Here is a 17,006-nt window from a genome sequence, read left to right on the forward strand (position 1 = left end):
GTGATGAGACGGACGTCCATCACCGCCCCGACCGCGTCGCGGGTGCCGATGGTCTCCTCGAAGTGGTAGCCGGTGTCGAGGAAGACGACGTCCACGCCGGGCCGGGCGCGGGAGGCGAGGTGGGCGACGACCGCGTCCTCCATGGAGGAGGTGACGCAGAACTTCGGGCCGAAGGTGTCGGCCGCCCAGCGCAGGATCTCCAGCGCCGGTGCGTCCTCCAGGTCGCGGCCGGCCTGCTCCGCGACGTCCTTGAGGCGTGTGTCCTGAGTGGTGGTCATATCTCGTCCCCTCCCGCTGTGTCGGACTGAACGCCCCGGGCCAGCAGCCCGAGGTACTTCAGCTGGAAGGCCCGGTTGCAGGCACGGCATTCCCAGGCGCCGTGACCGGTTTCGTTGGGGAACAGGTCCTCGTCGCCGCAGTAGGGGCAGTAGAAGGGTGCGGCGCGCTCGCTCATGACAGGTCCTCGTCCTTCGCCCGGGTGACCCAGGCGGCGAACCGCTCGCCGTCCTCGCGCTGCTCCTCGAAGCGCGTGACGACCCGCTCGACGTAGTCCGGCAGCCCGGCCGAGGTGACCTTGAGGCCGCGGACCTTGCGGCCGAAGCCGGCCTCCAGGCCGAGGGCGCCGCCCAGGTGGACCTGGTAGCCCTCCACCTGGTTGCCGTCGTCGTCGAGGACCAGCTGGCCCTTGAGACCGATGTCCGCGACCTGGATGCGGGCGCAGGCGTTCGGGCAGCCGTTGATGTTGATGGTGAGCGGCTCGGCGAAGTCGGGCAGGCGGCGCTCCAGCTCGTCGATCAGCGCGGCGCCGCGCGCCTTGGTCTCGACGATGGCCAGCTTGCAGAACTCGATGCCGGTGCAGGCCATCGTGCCGCGGCGGAAGGGGGACGGCTGGACGCGCAGGTCCAGCGCCTCCAGGGCCGCGACGACCGAGTCGACCTGGTCGGCCTCGATGTCGAGGACGACCATCTTCTGCTCGGCGGTGGTGCGCAGGCGGCCGGAGCCGTGCTGCTCGGCGACGTCGGCGATCTTGGTCAGGGTGGCGCCGTCGACGCGGCCGACGCGGGGCGCGAAGCCGACGTAGAACTTGCCGTCCCGCTGCCGGTGCACGCCGACGTGGTCGCGCCACTGGCCCGTGGGCTGCGCGGGCGCGGGGCCGTCGGTGAGTCCCCGCTTCAGGTACTCGTCCTCCAGGACCTGGCGGAACTTGGCCGGGCCCCAGTCGGCGACGAGGAACTTCAGGCGGGCACGGTTGCGCAGCCGCCGGTAGCCGTAGTCGCGGAAGATCGAGATGACGCCCTCGTAGACGTCCGGGACCTCGTCCAGGGAGACCCAGGTGCCCAGGCGGACGCCGAGCTTGGGGTTGGTGGAGAGGCCGCCGCCGACCCAGACGTCGAAGCCGGGGCCGTGCTCGGGGTGCTCGACGCCGACGAAGGCGATGTCGTTGATCTCGTGCGCCACGTCGAGCAGCGGCGAGCCGGAGACCGCGGACTTGAACTTGCGGGGCAGGTTCGAGAAGTCCTTGTTGCCGACGATGCGGCGGTAGATCTCCTCGATGGCGGGCGTGCCGTCGATGATCTCGTCCTCGGCGATGCCGGCGACGGGCGAGCCGAGGATGACGCGCGGGCAGTCGCCGCAGGCCTCGGTGGTGGAGAGGCCGACGGCCTCCAGCCGGCGCCAGATCTCGGGGACGTCCTCGATGCGGATCCAGTGGTACTGCACGTTCTGGCGGTCCGTGAGGTCGGCGGTGCCGCGCGCGAACTCCTGGGAGACCTCGCCGATGACGCGGAGCTGCTCGGTGGTCAGCCGGCCGCCGTCGATGCGGACGCGCAGCATGAAGTACTTGTCGTCCAGCTCCTCCGGCTCCAGGATCGCGGTCTTGCCGCCGTCGATCCCGGGCTTGCGCTGGGTGTAGAGGCCCCACCAGCGCATCCGGCCGCGCAGGTCGTTGGGGTCGATCGAGTCGAAGCCCGCCTTGGAGTAGATCGTCTCGATGCGTGTCCGCACGTTGAGACCGTCGTCGTCCTTCTTGAACTGCTCGTTGCCGTTGAGGGGCGTGTGGTGTCCGACGGCCCACTGGCCTTCACCGCGGTGACGGCCGGTCTTGCGGCGCGCGGCGGCTGCGGGTGCGGCTGCGGGCGTTTCGGGGGTGGCGGCCATGACGGGTACGTCCTTCTTCAGCGGCTCAAGGCAAGGGCAGGGGGAGCGGCGGCGTGACCCCTGGCATGCTGGCGACTCTGAGCAGGTGTGGCTGATTGCCGCCCTTTGACCGGGTTTGCCGGTGCCTGGGGGCGGTTTCGGCCTTCAGGGGACTGCGGGGTGACCGCCTCGTCCGCGGCTGCGGGGACGACGGCGGTGTGCGGCGGTGGCTGGTTCCGTCAGCGCGCCGGACAGATGGCGCTGGACATGCGGCCGAGGTCGACGTGCCGCCGACTCACCAAGGCAATTCCAGCTCCATTCATGGCGGAAGCGTGTCATGTGCCGATTGGAGGAGTCCACTACTGTCCACGATGCGGACGAAGTCGTCCCGAATCGTGGGATCACGTGACGCGGGTCACCCGGAACGCCTCGTTCGCGCAGGTGGGAGCCCGCTCCGGAGGCCCGGCCGAAAGCCCTCGGAGGGGCGGATTCCGGCCGGGCGGGCGGTCATGCGCCGGGCCAGGGGCCGGGGGTGGGGGCGTCCTGCTTCTCCTCCGTCTCCGTCCGGAAGACCTCGAAGCCGCGGCGCCGGTAGTTGTCCATGGCCGTCGGCCCGTCCTGGCTGCACGTGTGGACCCAGACCCGGCGGGTCGGCTCGCGGTCGGGCCAGCGGTCCGCGAGGTCCCAGGCGCGCCCGGTGCCCAGCGTCAGCAGGTGCCCGCCGATCCGGCGGCCCCGGAAGTCCGGCAGCAGGCCGAAGTACATGATCTCCACCACCCCGTCCGGCTGCGGGTCGAGCTCGATGTACCCGGCCGGAGTGCCCCGGTCGTACGCCACCCAGGTCTCCACGCCGGGCCGACCCAGCTGCTCCACCCACTGGGCGCGGGTCAGCGACAGCCGGTCCGTCCAGTGGATGTCCCCGCCCACCGACGCGTACAGGAACCGGCTGAACTCCGGTGAGGGGACCTCGGCGCGCTCGACGCGGATCTCCGGGCCGGGCACGGCCGCCGGGACGAGATCCTCCGGGGAGGTCATTTGGAGGGACCAGGTGGTCAGCGTGATGGTGCTCATGCGGTTCAGGGAATCACACGCCCCCCTCGCCCCCGCCGCCCAGGCGGGCCCGGACCACCGCCGGAGCGGTCGAGTGCGGCAGCAGCCGCGCCGGGTCCTCGGGGCGGATCAGCTCCACCTCCACGTCCTCCGCGAACCGGTACGGGCGGTGCGTCAGCACCCCGCCGAGGTGCCGGCGGACCCGGGACAGCTCGGCGCGGACCGTCACGGTGCGGGTCGCGTCCCCGAAGAGGTCCGCGGCCAGCTCGGCGGCGGTGCGCCCGTGCCGGGTCCGCGCCAGCAGGAACAGCAGCTCCGCGTGGCGCGGGCTGAGCTCCTGGGACCAGCTGCCCGCGGCCCCGTAGACGCTCGCCGACCAGGACCGGGGCCGGCTCAGGTCCAGCACGACCCGGCTCACCGCCGGCGGGGCGGAGGCGCGGGCGTCCACCAGCCGCAGCAGCCAGCCGCCGGGCAGCGGCTCCGCCACGCAGTCCCCGAGCTGCGGGACCCACAGCCGCCCGGGACCGAGCCCCTTCGGCAGCGGCATCCGGTCGGCGGGGGCCAGCCCGGTGACGGCCGCCGTCCAGCCGTGCGGGTCCACCGCCACGGCCCGCCCGGGCAGCCGGGCCAGCAGCGGGGCCGCGACCGCCCGCAACCGCTCCAGGGACTCCAGGTGGCGCACCCGCAGCTCGCGCTCGGCGAGGCGGGCCACCGAGCTGACCCAGGTCAGGGTCGCCGGGTGCATCGTGGCCAGCGGCCCGCTCACGTCGACCACCCCCAGCAGCTGGCCGTCCCGCGGATCGCGCACGGGCGCCCCCGCGCAGGTCCAGTCGTGGTGGCTGGAGACGAAGTGCTCGGCCGAGAACACCTGCACCGGCCGCCGGGTCACCAGAGCCGTGCCCACCCCGTTGGTGCCGACCACCGCCTCGTCCCAGTCGGCCCCCACCGCGAAGCCCAGCCGGTCCGCCTTGCGCAGGATCGAGCTGTGCCCCTCCCGCCACAGCAGCCGCCCGTCCGCGTCGGCGACGACCATGATGTGCAGGGCCTCGTCCAGGGCGGGCAGCAGCCCCTCGCGCAGGACGGGCAGCACCTCCCGCAGCGGCGAGACCTGCCGGCGCTCCTCGGTCTCGGCCGCGGACAGCAGCCGGGAGCGGGCGTCCCGGTCGGGGTGCACCCCGCCGGCCAGCATGCGCCGCCAGGACTCGGCGATCTCCGGACGCGGGGCGGCCGGGGGCCGGTCTCCGGCCAGCGCCGCCGCCCGCACCCCCTTGAGCAGACGCGCCGCCTCCCGCGGGTCCATGGCCGAGATGCGCGCCACGTCGACCGCGCTGCCTGCGGTGTTGGCCACCGGAACCTCCCCGTGCTGAACAGGACGTACTGCCCAGGCCCCCCGCTGCGGCGCCCGTGCACCTTCCCCGGGCACGTGCGGCGGGTACCTGCCCCACCGAAGGGTCGCAGGGTTGCAACGGTATGCAACCCTCGCCAACCCCCGGTCGGCCGACCGAAACTATCGGCACGCCGCCGAGCGGCGTGACGCTCCTTCCTCGGGGCTTCTCGGATCGCGGGGTGGTGCCGAGTCGGCGCGGCGCCACCCCCCGGTCCCACTTCACGGGCCCGGATCCCGGCGCCGGGCGGTTCGGGCCGCAGTGGTTTGGGGACCACGGCGGCCCAGGGGGACCGCCTAGCCCGCGATCCGCGCCCGTGCCACCACCGACGCCAGGTCCAGCCCGTGCGGCAGCGTGCCGAAGGCCGCGCCCCAGTCCCCGCCGAGCCGCGACGCGCAGAACGCGTCGGCCACCTCCGGCGGCGCCCACCGCACGAGCAGCGAGCCCTGGAGCACCAGCGCCATCCGCTCCACGACCCGCCGGGCCCGGCCCTGGATCCCGTCGAGGTCGGCCAGGTCGGTCAGCAGGTCCTTGATCGCCGCGTCCAGCCGGTGGTCGGCGCCCCGGGCCAGCCCGACCTCCCGGAGGAACGCGTTCAGGGCCTGCGGCTCCCGCTGGAGGGCGCGCAGCACGTCCAGGGCCTGTACGTTGCCCGACCCCTCCCAGATCGAGTTGACCGGGGACTCGCGCAGCAGGCGGGGCAGCCCGGACTCCTCGACGTAGCCGTTGCCTCCCAGGCACTCCAGGGCCTCGGCGACCATCGGCGTACAGCGCTTGGTCACCCAGTACTTCGCGGTGGGCACCGCGAGGCGCAGGAAGGCCCGCTCGCGTTCCGCGGCGGGCCCGTCGGCGCCGGCGGCGGCGTCCTGGGCGGCCGCGAGGCGCAGGGTCAGGACGGTCGCCGCCTCCGACTCCAGGGCGAGGTCGGCGAGCACGTTGCGCATCAGCGGCTGCTCGATGAGCGGCGCTCCGAAAGCAGAGCGGTGCTCCGCGTGGTGGACGGCCTGCGTGAGCGCCTGGCGCATCAGCGACGCAGAACCGATCACGCAGTCCATCCGCGTCGCCGCGACCATCTCGATGATGGTCCGCACCCCGCGGCCCTCCTCGCCCACCCGCCGGGCCCACGTCCTCCCGTCGAACTCGATCTCGCCCGACGCGTTCGACTTGTTGCCCAGCTTGTCCTTCAGCCGCTGGATCGCGAACGCGTTGCGCGCCCCGTCCTCCAGCACCCGGGGCACCAGGAAGCAGGTCAGCCCGCCGGGCGCCTGCGCCAGCACGAGGAAGGCGTCCGACATGGGCGCCGAGCAGAACCACTTGTGCCCCGTCAGCACGTACTCGCCGTCGGCGGCCAGCGGCGCCGCCACCGTGGTGTTCGCCCGGACGTCGCTGCCGCCCTGCTTCTCCGTCATCCCCATCCCGAAGAGCACCCCGCCCTTGCGGCCCGGCGGCCGCAGCCCCTCCTCGTACACGTGCGAGGTCAGCAGGGGCTCCCAGCGCGCGGCCAGCTCCGGATCGGTCCGCAGTGCCGGTACGGCGGCGTGCGTCATCGAGACCGGGCAGCCGTGCCCCGACTCGGCCTGCGACCACAGGAAGAAACCGGCCGCCCGCCGCAGGTGCCCCGCCGGGCGCCCCCAGGCGTCGGTGAGCCCGGACGTCACCGCGTGCCCGAGCAGACGGTGCCACGCCGGGTGGAACTCGACCTCGTCGATCCGGTTCCCGTAGCGGTCGTGCGTGCGCAGGACCGGCGGGTTCTCGTTCGCCTGCCGGCCCCACTCCTGGGCCTGGGCGGAGCCCGCGGCCCGGCCCAGCGCGGTGAGCTCCTCCCCGATCTCGTCGCGGAGTCCGGGGGACGCGTCGGCGAGGTGACGCCCGACGCCCTCCGCGAGGACCCGGTCGCCGAGGTAGAGCTCGTGACCCACGAGCGGCGGGGCCTGGTTGCTGACTGTGTGGGTGGTGGCTGCCATGCGGATACCGTAAGGACGTGCAGCCAGCAAAAGAAACACCCGAGCGGATCCCAGGACGGCTCCACCGGGCCCGCGCCCTCTACCGCAACGTCTCCAAGCGCAAGATGGCCTGGCTGCTGCTCAAAGACACCGTCAACTCCTGCATCGAGTACCGCATCCTGGGGCTCGCGGCCGAGGCGGCCTTCTTCACCCTGCTCTCCCTGCCGCCGCTCTTCCTCGGCCTGCTCGGCCTCCTCGGCTACGTGGACGGCTGGACGGACACCCAGTCCGTGCAGAGCATCGAGGAGAACATCCTGCGCGCGGTCGGCACGGTCCTGTCCGACCGGGGCGTCAACGACATCGCCAAACCCATGCTCGACGACGTCACCAGCCGGGGCCGCCCCGACCTGATCTCCCTCGGCTTCGCCTTCGCCCTGTGGTCGGGCTCGCGCGCCGTCAACGTCTTCATCGACACCATCACCGTGATGTACGGGCTCGACGGGCAGCGCGGCATCGTCAAGACCCGGCTGCTCGCCTTCCTCCTGTACGTGGTCGCCCTGCTGATCGGCGCGATCGTGCTGCCGCTGATGGTCGTCGGCCCCGACGCGGTGGTCCGGCTCGTGCCCTGGAGCACCGAGGTGATCGCGGTCCTGTACTGGCCCACGGTCACCCTCCTCTCCATCGCCTTCCTGACCACCCTCTACCACGTGTCCGTCCCCGTCCGCTCGCCGTGGATCGAGGACGTGCCGGGCGCGCTGGTGGCCCTCGCGATGTGGGTCCTCGGCTCGTTCCTGCTGCGGATCTACCTCACCAACACCGTGGAGGGGCCGACGATCTACGGATCCCTCGCCGCGCCCGTCGCCATCCTGCTGTGGATCGGCATCTCGGCCTTCGCCGTGCTCGTCGGCGCGGCCGTCAACGCCGCCATCGACCGGGTCTGGCCGTCGGTGGCCACGGCCGCGGCGCGCGAGGCGAACGAACGGGTCCGCGAGGCCGAGGCCGCCCAGCTCGTGGCCCGCGCCGCCGCCTGGCGGGCGCTGGCCGAGGGCGAGTCCGAGGACGACGAGGACGCCGGGATGCCGTCGGAGTTCCCGGAACGCTGGTCGAAGTTCCTGCCCCCGGAGGACTACACGTCCCGGCTTCGCAAGCACTGACGGGCCGCCCCGGACGGCATAGCCTGGGCCCGTGTACGAGGAAGAGCCGTCGGCGGTCGTGCCCGGAGCGGTGCTCTGGCGGGCGCGCGGCCCGCACGGCGTCGTCCTGCCCGACGGGTGCATGGACCTCATGTGGACCGGCGGCCGGCTGCTGGTGGCCGGCCCCGACACCGGACCGCACCCCGCCGGGGAGGTGCCCGGCCGGTCCTTCGCCGGACTGCGCCTGGCCCCCGGCGCCGCGCCCGCGCTGCTCGGCGTACCGGCCTGCGAACTGCGCGACCGGCGGGTCGGGCTGGCCGACCTGTGGCCGGGCCCCGAGGTGCGCCGGCTCGCCGAGCGGATCGCCGCGTACGAGGACCCGTGCGCGGGCCTCGAAGAGCTGGCCCGGACCCGGGCCGAGGCCGTCGGCCCGCCCGACCCGCTGCCCGCCGAGGTGAGCGCCCGCCTCCGCGCCGGGCAGTCCGTGGCAGCCGTCGCCGCCGGAGTCGGCCTGGGCGAACGCCAGCTGCGCCGCCGCTGCCTGGAGGCCTTCGGGTACGGCCCCCGCACCCTGGGCCGGATCCTGCGCCTGCGGCGCGCCCTGGCCCTGGCCCGGAGCGGCCTGCCCCGGGCCGAGGTGGCCCACACCGCCGGGTACGCCGACCAGGCCCACCTCGCGCGCGAGGTCCGGGCGCTGACCGGCGCCACCCTGGCCGCCTGCTACGCGGCGCCGCCGGACGGGGCGAACAGCGAGACCCCGCAGCCGTCGGGGTCGAGGACCACCGCGTAGCGCTGGCCCCAGAAGGCGTCCCAGGGCTTCAGGTGGCCCGGGTGGCCCGCCCGCGTCAGCTCGGCGTACACGGCGTCCACCTCCGCGGGGGACTCGCACAGGAATGCCAGTTCCCGCCGGACGCCCCCGGTGGGCGGCGTCCAGGAGGGGTCGATGGAACGCATGACGTCCTCCGTGTCCCAGGCGATGCGCAGGCCGCCGGGCAGGACGGCCTCCACGTGCGGCCGGGCGTCGGCGTCGGCGGGCACGTCCAGGCCGAGCCGGCGGTAGAAGGCGAGCGAGGCGGCCATGTCGGAGACGACCAGGCCGATCATGTCGAATCGTGGAGTCATGCCGGCAGGCTAGGCACGCACGGCCCGCGCGGTCTTGAACGAAACGGACATCCCGCGGCCGGGCCGCCCGCTCGCGAAGTGGCCGGAAAAAACCGCTGGCGGGGGAGCGGTGCGGCCCGTTACGGTTCCCGAGTCGAGAGCGCAGAGGAATCAGGAGGTGAGGACATTGATGACTGTCACGGAGACGGGCACGGCCCGCATTCAGGAGTTCATCATCGTTGCCACCCCCGTGGCCTCCGGCTGACCACTCGCTACCGCGCACCGCCGGGGCCGCCCTTCGAAGGGTCCCCCTTGTCTCTCTCTTTCCCCTCCGCCTCCACTCCCTGCGCCCTGGCCGCCTACGGCTGGGACGAGGCATGGGCCGCGGAGTTCGCCCCGTACGCCGACCGGGGACTCCTCCCGGGCCGGGTCGTCCGGGTGGACCGCGGACAGTGCGACGTCATGACCGCGGACGGCCTCGTCCGCGCCGACACCGCGTTCGTCACCCCGCACGACCCGCTGCGCGTCATCTGCACCGGCGACTGGGCCGCCGTCGACGCCTCGGGAAACCCCCGCTACGCCAGGACGTACCTGCCGCGCCGGACCGCCTTCGTACGGTCCACCTCCTCCCAGCGTTCGGAGGGGCAGATCCTGGCCGCCAACGTCGACCACGCGATCATCGCGGTCTCGCTCGCCGTCGAGCTCGACCTCGGCCGCATCGAGCGGTTCCTCGCCCTGGCCTGGGAGTCGGGGGCGCAGCCCCTGGTCGTCCTGACCAAGGCCGACCTGGTCCCGGACCCGGCGACGCTGGCCCACCTGGTCCAGGACGTGGAGACCACCGCGCCCGGCGTCCAGGTGCTCACCGTCTCCTCCCACACGGGAGAGGGCACCGACGTGCTCGCCGCGGTCGTCGGCGGCGGGACGAGCGTGCTGCTCGGAATCTCCGGCGCCGGAAAGTCGACGCTGGCGAACGCGCTGCTCGGGTCGGACGTCATGGACGTCCAGGAGACCCGCGACGTCGACGGCAAGGGCCGTCACACCACCACCACCCGCAACCTGCTGGCCCTGCCCGGCGGGGGAGTACTGATCGACACCCCCGGACTGCGCGGAGTCGGCCTCTTCGACGCGGAGGCAGGGGTCGGACAGGTCTTCTCGGAGATCGAGGAGTACGCGGCCCGCTGCCGCTTCCACGACTGCGCGCACGAGGCGGAGCCGGGTTGCGCGGTGCTGGCGGCGGTGGACGCGGGCGCGCTACCGGACCGCCGCCTGGAGAGCTACCGCAAGCTGCTGCGCGAGAACCAGCGGATCGTGGCCAAGACGGACGCCCGGCTGCGCGCGGAGATCCGCCGCGACTGGCGCGTCAAGTCGGCGGAGGGCCGCGCGAACTACGCGGCCAAACGAGGCCCCCGCGGCTGACCTGGCCGGTCGGCACGAAGCAGCCCCCGCCCCGAACCTCGGCCGGCCCCTGCACCCAACCCCGGCCCGAACCCCGAATCCGCACCAGGCCCGGGCCCTGGACCGGGACCTGGACCCGGACCGGGACCCGAATCCGGACCGGGATCCGGACCCGAACCTGGACCCGGACCCGAATCGGGTTCCGAATCCGGATCCGGATCTGGTTCCGGATCTGGCGGGGTGCGGGGTGCGGTGGGGTCGGGGGCGGGGTGGGGTGTCGTCCGGGATGTCAAACGTGATTTGTTGGCGCGCGGTGCCGACCGCCAGGAGCGGCCCGGACAGGGCGCCATAAATCATGCCTATCCCGGACGGCACCCCACCCCGTCACCGGCCCCACCCCCTCACCGACCCCGCCCCGCCCCCTAAGACCCCGACAGGACCACCCCCAGCCACGCCGCCGTCACGGTCAGGCAGGCCAGCAGCTCGACCAGGATGCTCGTGCCCGCCGCCCGCATCACCGTGCGGACCGAGGACCACGCCTCACCGTGCGTACCCAGCCGGCGGCGTTCGCACAGGTAGATGCCGCCCACGAACCCCGCCACCGCCCCGAGCACCGGCACCACCACGAACCCCAGGACCGCACCCCCGCCCGCGTACACCGCCATCCGCCGGCTCGCCCCGATGCCGCGCAGCCGCCGCGGCGGCAACAGCCACTTCACCACCTGCACCACCAGCAGCAGCCCCGTCGCCGAGACCAACAGCACCCACGCCGGCCCCGACCGCTGGTGCAGCGCCCACCACAGCACCCCCGCCCACACCAGCCACGTCCCCGGCACGCCCGGAACCAGCACCCCGAGCACCCCGAGCAGCAGCACCAGCCCCACCAGGAGCAGCTGAGGCAGATCCATCTGCCCAGCGTGACCGACCGGGGACTATCGGGCCACCCAGCCCCGCTCGTAGGCGTGCCAGCCGAGCTGGAGCCGGGTCGTCACCCCGGACAGCTCCATCAGCCCCTTCACCCGCCGCTGCACCGTCCGCAGCCCCAGCTCCAGGTGCTTGGCCACGCTCGCGTCCGTCATCCCCGCCAGCAGCAGGGAGAGGATCTCCAGATCGATGGTGTCCGGGCCGCCGTCCCCCTCCTCCGCGTACCCCGTCGCGCCCAGCCGCAGCGGCACGGACTCCCGCCACACCGCCTCGAACAGGCCGCGCAGCGACTCCAGCAGGCCCGACGCGTGCACGACGAGCGCCGCCGGTTCCGCCCCGCGGGCCGTGAGGGGGACCATCGCGAGGGCGCGGTCGGCGATCACCAGCTTGGTGGGGACCTCGGGCGTCACCCGGACGCCTTCCCCCCGGGCCAGCGCCGTCGAGGCCTCCCGGATCCCGCTCGGCCGGGTGAGGACCTCCCGCTCGATCACCACCCGGTAGGCGACCCCGCGCACCGCCGCCCGTTCCTCGGCCTCGTTCTCCATCCCCGTGACCACCTGCGGCCGGCCGGTGACCAGTGCGCAGACCTCCTCCGTGGCGCCGAGCTGGAGCTGGTGGAAGCGGTGCGCGACCGCGCTCGCCCCCGTCACGACCTCCACCAGGTCGTGGACGGCCGGCTCGGCGGCCTCCGCCCGGTACTCCTGCGCCAGCAGCGCCGCCGCCAGTTCCGCCTGCTCCAGTTCGTGCCGCTGCTGGGTCAGCAGGGCCCCCAGCGCGACCCCGGGCGGGGCGGCGACCCAGCGCCCGGGCCGGGCCGAGGACTGCGCCGCGAGCCCGTGCCGTTCCAGGTGCCGCAGGGCCCGTTCCGTCTGCGGCACCGGCAGCGTGAGCCGGTGCGCGAGGTCCGGTACTTCCGCCGCCCCCAGCGCCACCAGCGCGCGGTACGCCGATTCCTGACCCTCGTCCAGGCCTATCGCACCCAGCAACCCGTCCACCCCACTCTCGGCGCCGTTCCTGGCGGGAAGCGGCCACGGCGCAAACCCGCCTCGGACATCATCTCCGCACCTCCCGCCTCTCTGCCAAGGTGACGCCACCGCAGCACCAACATCCGCCGGTCATCGACCAGTTGCGGGGCCGTCATGCCCTGTAAATGAGCCATTGGCCGGAATTCACCTGGGGAGAGCGATGCGCCCGATATCGCGCACGGCACTCGGGGCGGCCACGGCGGCCGCCCTCGCCGTCACGGCCGTCGGCCCGTCCGCGGCACAGCCGGCCGACGGAGCACCGGGCAAGAGACCACTCGTCGGCAGCGCGGAGGCCGGCCGGCAGCCGGCCGCGCCCGTCACCGTCACCCTCGTCACCGGCGACCGGATCCTGGTGTCCACCGACGCCTCCGGCCGCACCGCCGCGACCGCGATGCCCCGTGACAACGGCGCGCAGCCCGTCGTGCAGACCCGCCAGAGCGGCCAGGACCTCTACGTCTACCCCGAGGGCGCGGCCGGGGCGCTCGCCGCCGGCACCGTGGACCCGCAGCTCTTCAACGTCACCGGCCTCATCCGCCAGGGCTACGACGACGCCCACACCGACCGGCTCCCCCTCATCGCGGTCTACGACGCCGCGGTGGACGTCGCCCGCAGCGCCCCGCCCGCCCCGCGCGGCGCCGAGCGCTCCCTCGTCCTCGGCTCCATCGGCGCCGTCGCCCTGGCCGCCGACAAGGGGAAGGCCGCCGACTTCTGGGCGGACGTCTCCGCGGGCAGCCGCTCGCGCGCCGCGGGCGGCCTGAAGAAGCTGTGGCTCGACGGCAAGGTCCGGGCGAACCTGGAACGCTCCACCAAACAGGTCAACGCCCCCGCCGCCTGGGCCGCCGGCTTCGACGGCGCCGGCACCAGGGTCGCCGTCCTCGACACCGGCACCGACCTCGACCACCCCGACCTGGCGGGCCGCGTCGACGCCTCGAAGAACTTCACCGACTCCGACACCGACGCCGACCGCCAGGGCCACGGCACCCACACCATTTCCACCGTCGGCGGCTCGGGCGCCGCGAGCGGCGGCGCCAAGAAGGGCGTCGCCCCCGGCGCCCGGCTGCTCAGCGGCAAGGTCCTCAACGACCAGGGCTACGGCCTCGATTCGTGGATCATCGCCGGTATGGAATGGGCCGTCGAGGCCAAGGCCGACGTGGTGTCCATGAGCCTCGGGGACCCCTCCCAGACCGCCTGTGACGACCCGTTGGCCGCCGCCGCCGAACGCCTCTCCCAGCAGGGACCGCTGTTCGTCATCGCCGCCGGGAACAGCGGGCCCGGCAACAACACCGTCTCCTCGCCCGGCTGCGCGCCCAGCGTGCTGACCGTCGGCGCCGTCGACCGCGACGACACCACCGCCGGCTTCTCCAGCCGCGGCCCCGCCGGACTCCGGCACACCCTCAAGCCCGAGATCGCCGCCCCCGGCGTCGGGATCTCCGCCGCAGCCATGGGCGGCCGCGGGGTGTACGCGTACCAGTCCATGTCCGGCACCTCGATGGCCACCCCGCACGTCGCCGGGGCCGCCGCCGTCGTCAAGCAGCGCCACCCCGACTGGACCGGACAGCAGGTCAAGGCCGCCCTCGTCGGCTCGGCGAACAGCGCCGTCCCCGGGGACGTACGGGAGACCGGTGCGGGCCGCCTCGACGTCAAGGCCGCCGTCGACGCCACCGTCACCGGCGCCCCCGCCGTCCAGGGCGGCTCCTACCACTGGCCGCAGGACCGCAGCGACCGCACCCGCGTCGAGGTCCCGTACACCAACACCGGGACCGGGCCCGTCACGCTGAAGCTGTCCCTCGGCAAGGTCACCGGCAACGACGGCTCCGCCGTGCGCGGCCCGGTCGCCCGCCTGGAGCGGGACACGGTCACCGTCCCCGCCGGGGCCACCGTCAAGGTGCCCCTCGCCCTCGATCCGGCCGCGAAGCTGGAGCGGGCGCAGTACGGGGACGTCACCGGCCGGATCCTCGCCACGGCCGGCGGCGTGCACGTCTCCACGCCGTTCTCGCTGTACGTCGAGCCCGAGACCGTCACCCTGCGCGTCAAGCTGATCGACCGCGCGGGCCAGCCCGCCGCCGGGCCCTCCTCCCTCGACGTCATCGGCACCGACGACGCCTCCGGGGAACGCCGCTTCAACGACGGCTCCGCCGACCAGGTCTACCGGCTCCGCCCCGGCGCGTACTTCCTCTCCGCCTTCGTCGCCACCCCGGACGCCGGTGCGGGCGCGACCATGACGGACTCCCTGACCTACCTCGGCCGCCCGCAGACCGAGGTGAAGAAGGACACCACCGTCACCCTCGACGCCCGCGGCGCCGGACGCCTGACCATCGCCGCCGACCGGCCGGTCGAGGCCCGCAGCACCACCCTCGCCTTCGCCCGCAGCTGGGGCGGCGTCTGGCTGCACGCCGGCACGGCCATGGGCGGCCGCACCATCCGCGGCTACTACGCCGACGTACAGGGCCGGGCCGAGGACGGCTCGTTCGAGTTCGGCAGCTACTGGCGGGCGGGCGCGCCCGTGCTCTCCGGGCTGAAGACGAAGGGCGGCCCCGCACTGCACCCCGTCACCGCCTCCACCGGCAGCGACAACCTCGACGGCCACGGCAGTGCCCCGCTCGTCGACGCGGGCACCGGCACTCCGCAGGAACTGGCCGCGGCCGGGGCCAAGGGGGCGGTCGTCCTGGTCAGGACCGAAGACGGCGCCCTGAACGCCGTCGCCGAGGACGCCAGGGCGGCCGGCGCCACCGCCGTGCTCGGCTACCGCGAGGCCCCCGGCCGCTGGGTGCCCTCCACCGGCTTCGCGGGCGGCGCGCTGCCCGTCCTCGGCGTGGAGTCCGCCGAGGGCAAGGCCCTGCTGGGCCGCCTCGCCGCCGGGAAGGTCACCTTGGAGTGGCAGGGCACCGCGAAGAGCCCGTACGCGTACTCCCTCGCCTTCCCCGAACAGGGGCAGGTCCGGGGCGGCCACGCCTACCGGGTGCGCGACCGCGACCTCGGGCAGGTCGAGGCCTCGTACCACTCCATGGGCGTGGCCGCGGACTTCGTCGACCTGGCCGGTGCCTACCGGCCGATCGGCAGCGCCGTGCAGTTCGGGTCGATCGAGACGGTCGCCGTGCCGGGCAAGCGGACCGAGTACTACACGGCCGGGGACACCGCCTGGGACCAGACGCTCTCCAGCAGCTTCCCCTGGGGCGAGTTCATGACGGGCGCGCAGCGCACCTACCCGAAGGGCTCCCGGACCACGGCTGCCTGGTACGACGGGGTGACCGCCCCGGTGGCCCCGCGCGACGCCGCGGGCAAGGAGACGCTGGCCGCCGAACGCCAGGGCAGCCTGATGGGCTTCGCCCCCGCGATGTGGGGGGACGGCGTGCACTCCGCGCAGCCGGGGTCCTTCGGTGACATCGGCGGGCTCCAGCTCAAGCGGAACGGCGAGGTCATCGGCGAGAGCGGGTACCCGTCCGGGGTGTTCGAGGTCCCGGCGGGGGAGGGCCGCTACGAGCTGGTCCAGAGCATCGCGAAGATCGGGGCCCCGGCGCGCACCTGGCAGCGGTCCACGGCGGTGCGGACGCAGTGGGGCTTCACCTCGAAGCTGGACGCCTCGGCGTACTCGCAGGGCCTGCCCCTCCTCTTCCCCCGGTACGAGGCCCCGCTGGACGGTCTGAAGACGGTGGCGGCGGCGGACGGCCTGCGGATCGGGCTGAGCGCCACCGGGCACGCGGGGTACGCGCCGGGCGCGCTCACGGCCGCGAAGCTGTCGTACTCCTACGACGGGGAGCATTGGACGCAGGCCGCGGTGAGCCGCGCCGGCGGCCGGTGGACCGCCGTCGTCAACCACGCCGGAGCCTCCGGCAAGCCGGTTTCGCTGCGGGTCGAACTGACCGACGCGAACGGCGCCACGGTCACCCAGACGGTCGAGCGGGCGTACCAAGTCCGCTAGTCCGTACGGGTTGTGCGGGAGGGGTCCACCGGGCGGCGGCCCGGTGGGCCCTTTTCGCGCGTTCCGGGTTTTCCGGAGCCCGGTGGGGCCGACAATGTGGGCATGAGTCAGCAGGGCGCGGAGGACTGGTGGCAGAAGCTCTACGAGGACCCGGACGCGGTCCCCGACCCCGAACCGGGAGACACCCTGGACCAACGCTTCCGCTCCGCCTCCCTGCTGACCACCGGTCCCGCCCTCGCTCCGCCGCCCGTTGCCTCCGGCTCGGCGGCGGTCGAGGACCGGTACCCGGAGCCGCCGGCCGATCCGCGGTCGGGGGTCCGGTCTTCCGTCCCCGGGCCGCTCGGCGCGGAGGAGGCCGGGGCGGCGGCCGACGGCGGGCCGCTTGCGGGGGCGTCCGGACTCGTCCCGCCCGCCCGCCGCGCGCCGGACGGACCCCCGCCCGCGCCGGACGCCACGGTCCGGCCCCCCGCCCCCGCGGCACCCCCGCGCCACCCCCCAGCCCCGAGCGCCGCTCCGCTCCCTGCGGCCCCTGCGGCTCCTGGCGCCGCTCCGCTCCCTGCCGCTCCTGCGGCCCCGGGCGTCCTTCCGGCCCCGGGCGCCCCGCCGACCCCGGCCGTTCCTGCGGCCCCGGGTGCCCTTCCGACCCCGGGCGTCCCGCCGGCCCCGGGCGTCCCGCCGACCCCGGGCGTTCCTCCGGCCCCGGGCGTCCCGCCGGCCCCGGGCGTTCCTCCGGCTGTGCCGGCCCCGGGCGTCCCGCCGGTCCCGCCGGGGGCGCAGAGCTCTGCCACCCTCGGCACCTTTGCGGCCCCTCCGGCCGCCCCGGGCGCTTATCCGGTTGCGCCGGTCCCGGGTGGTGGGGGACGGCCCTCGGCCCCTCCGGCCCCGGGCATCCCGTCGGTTCCTCCCTCCCCGCCCGCTCAGGCGGCCCCGGCGGCCCCGGCGGCGGGTTCCGGCCCGGGCGGGGCGGTGCCCCCGGTTCCGCCCGTTGCTCCGGC

At 74.5% G+C, this 17,006-nt stretch carries 14 protein-coding genes; 4 read left to right on the forward strand and 10 right to left on the reverse strand.

Annotated features, from left to right (window positions below):
• The 7 genes from ACGFXC_RS34010 to ACGFXC_RS34040 form a co-directional block, all read right to left on the reverse strand.
• Positions 1-278, reverse strand: a 278-nt coding sequence (locus tag ACGFXC_RS34010; protein ID WP_393718763.1) for a phosphoadenosine phosphosulfate reductase family protein, incomplete at its 3' end; no start/stop codon positions are given.
• The gene (locus ACGFXC_RS34015) at positions 275-454 is read right to left on the reverse strand and encodes a hypothetical protein (RefSeq protein ID WP_007267254.1); all 180 of its coding nucleotides are present in this window, start codon (positions 452-454) and stop codon (positions 275-277) included. The genes ACGFXC_RS34010 and ACGFXC_RS34015, both read right to left, overlap by 4 nt.
• A complete protein-coding gene (locus ACGFXC_RS34020; protein WP_393718764.1) occupies positions 451-2,157 on the reverse strand; it encodes a nitrite/sulfite reductase in 1,707 nt (568 codons plus the stop codon). The genes ACGFXC_RS34015 and ACGFXC_RS34020 overlap by 4 nt, the downstream gene beginning before the upstream one ends.
• Before the next feature lie 218 nt (positions 2,158-2,375).
• On the reverse strand, positions 2,376-2,459 hold the full coding sequence (locus ACGFXC_RS34025) for a putative leader peptide (RefSeq protein ID WP_312847410.1): 84 nt from the start codon (positions 2,457-2,459) through the stop codon (positions 2,376-2,378).
• Between the two features lie 184 nt (positions 2,460-2,643).
• On the reverse strand, positions 2,644-3,207 hold the full coding sequence (locus tag ACGFXC_RS34030) for a GNAT family N-acetyltransferase (protein ID WP_393718765.1): 564 nt from the start codon (positions 3,205-3,207) through the stop codon (positions 2,644-2,646).
• A 13-nt stretch (positions 3,208-3,220) separates the two neighbouring features.
• Positions 3,221-4,486, reverse strand: a complete 1,266-nt coding sequence (locus ACGFXC_RS34035; protein WP_393718822.1) for a GAF domain-containing protein — start codon at positions 4,484-4,486, stop codon at positions 3,221-3,223.
• Between the two features lie 381 nt (positions 4,487-4,867).
• Positions 4,868-6,535 carry an acyl-CoA dehydrogenase family protein gene (locus ACGFXC_RS34040; protein WP_393718766.1) on the reverse strand — a complete coding sequence of 556 codons (1,668 nt, stop codon included), beginning with the start codon at positions 6,533-6,535 and terminating at the stop codon, positions 4,868-4,870.
• Positions 6,536-6,552: 17 nt separating this feature from the next.
• Here ACGFXC_RS34040 and ACGFXC_RS34045 point away from each other — a divergent pair, with 17 nt between their 5' ends.
• A complete protein-coding gene (locus ACGFXC_RS34045) occupies positions 6,553-7,668 on the forward strand; it encodes a YihY/virulence factor BrkB family protein (protein WP_393718767.1) in 1,116 nt (371 codons plus the stop codon).
• Positions 7,669-7,699: 31 nt separating this feature from the next.
• Positions 7,700-8,437 (forward strand): helix-turn-helix domain-containing protein, encoded by a 738-nt coding sequence (locus ACGFXC_RS34050; protein WP_393718768.1) that lies wholly within the window; start codon positions 7,700-7,702, stop codon positions 8,435-8,437.
• Here ACGFXC_RS34050 and ACGFXC_RS34055 read toward each other — a convergent pair.
• The gene (locus ACGFXC_RS34055; protein WP_393718769.1) at positions 8,368-8,769 is read right to left on the reverse strand and encodes a VOC family protein; all 402 of its coding nucleotides are present in this window, start codon (positions 8,767-8,769) and stop codon (positions 8,368-8,370) included. The two genes, ACGFXC_RS34050 and ACGFXC_RS34055, sit on opposite strands and share 70 nt — an antisense overlap.
• A 291-nt stretch (positions 8,770-9,060) precedes the next feature.
• Between ACGFXC_RS34055 and rsgA the strand changes: the two genes are divergently transcribed.
• Entirely contained in the window at positions 9,061-10,164 is a 1,104-nt protein-coding gene (rsgA, locus tag ACGFXC_RS34060) for a ribosome small subunit-dependent GTPase A (protein WP_393718770.1), read from the forward strand.
• Between the two features lie 401 nt (positions 10,165-10,565).
• On the opposite strand, the gene ACGFXC_RS34065 is transcribed toward rsgA, so the two are convergent.
• Together ACGFXC_RS34065 and ACGFXC_RS34070 are read right to left on the reverse strand one after the other, a co-directional pair.
• Positions 10,566-11,051, reverse strand: a complete 486-nt coding sequence (locus tag ACGFXC_RS34065; RefSeq protein WP_393718771.1) for a DUF456 domain-containing protein — start codon at positions 11,049-11,051, stop codon at positions 10,566-10,568.
• A gap of 24 nt (positions 11,052-11,075) precedes the next feature.
• Positions 11,076-12,053 (reverse strand): helix-turn-helix domain-containing protein, encoded by a 978-nt coding sequence (locus tag ACGFXC_RS34070; protein WP_393718772.1) that lies wholly within the window; start codon positions 12,051-12,053, stop codon positions 11,076-11,078.
• 199 nt (positions 12,054-12,252) lie between these two features.
• On the opposite strand from ACGFXC_RS34070, the gene ACGFXC_RS34075 reads away from it, so the two are divergent.
• Entirely contained in the window at positions 12,253-16,011 is a 3,759-nt protein-coding gene (locus tag ACGFXC_RS34075; protein ID WP_393718773.1) for a S8 family serine peptidase, read from the forward strand.
• The last annotated feature ends 995 nt before the right edge of the window (positions 16,012-17,006 follow it).

Origin of the sequence: Streptomyces sp. NPDC048507 (genome assembly GCF_043199995.1) — a bacterium.
Taxonomy (GTDB): domain Bacteria; phylum Actinomycetota; class Actinomycetes; order Streptomycetales; family Streptomycetaceae; genus Streptomyces.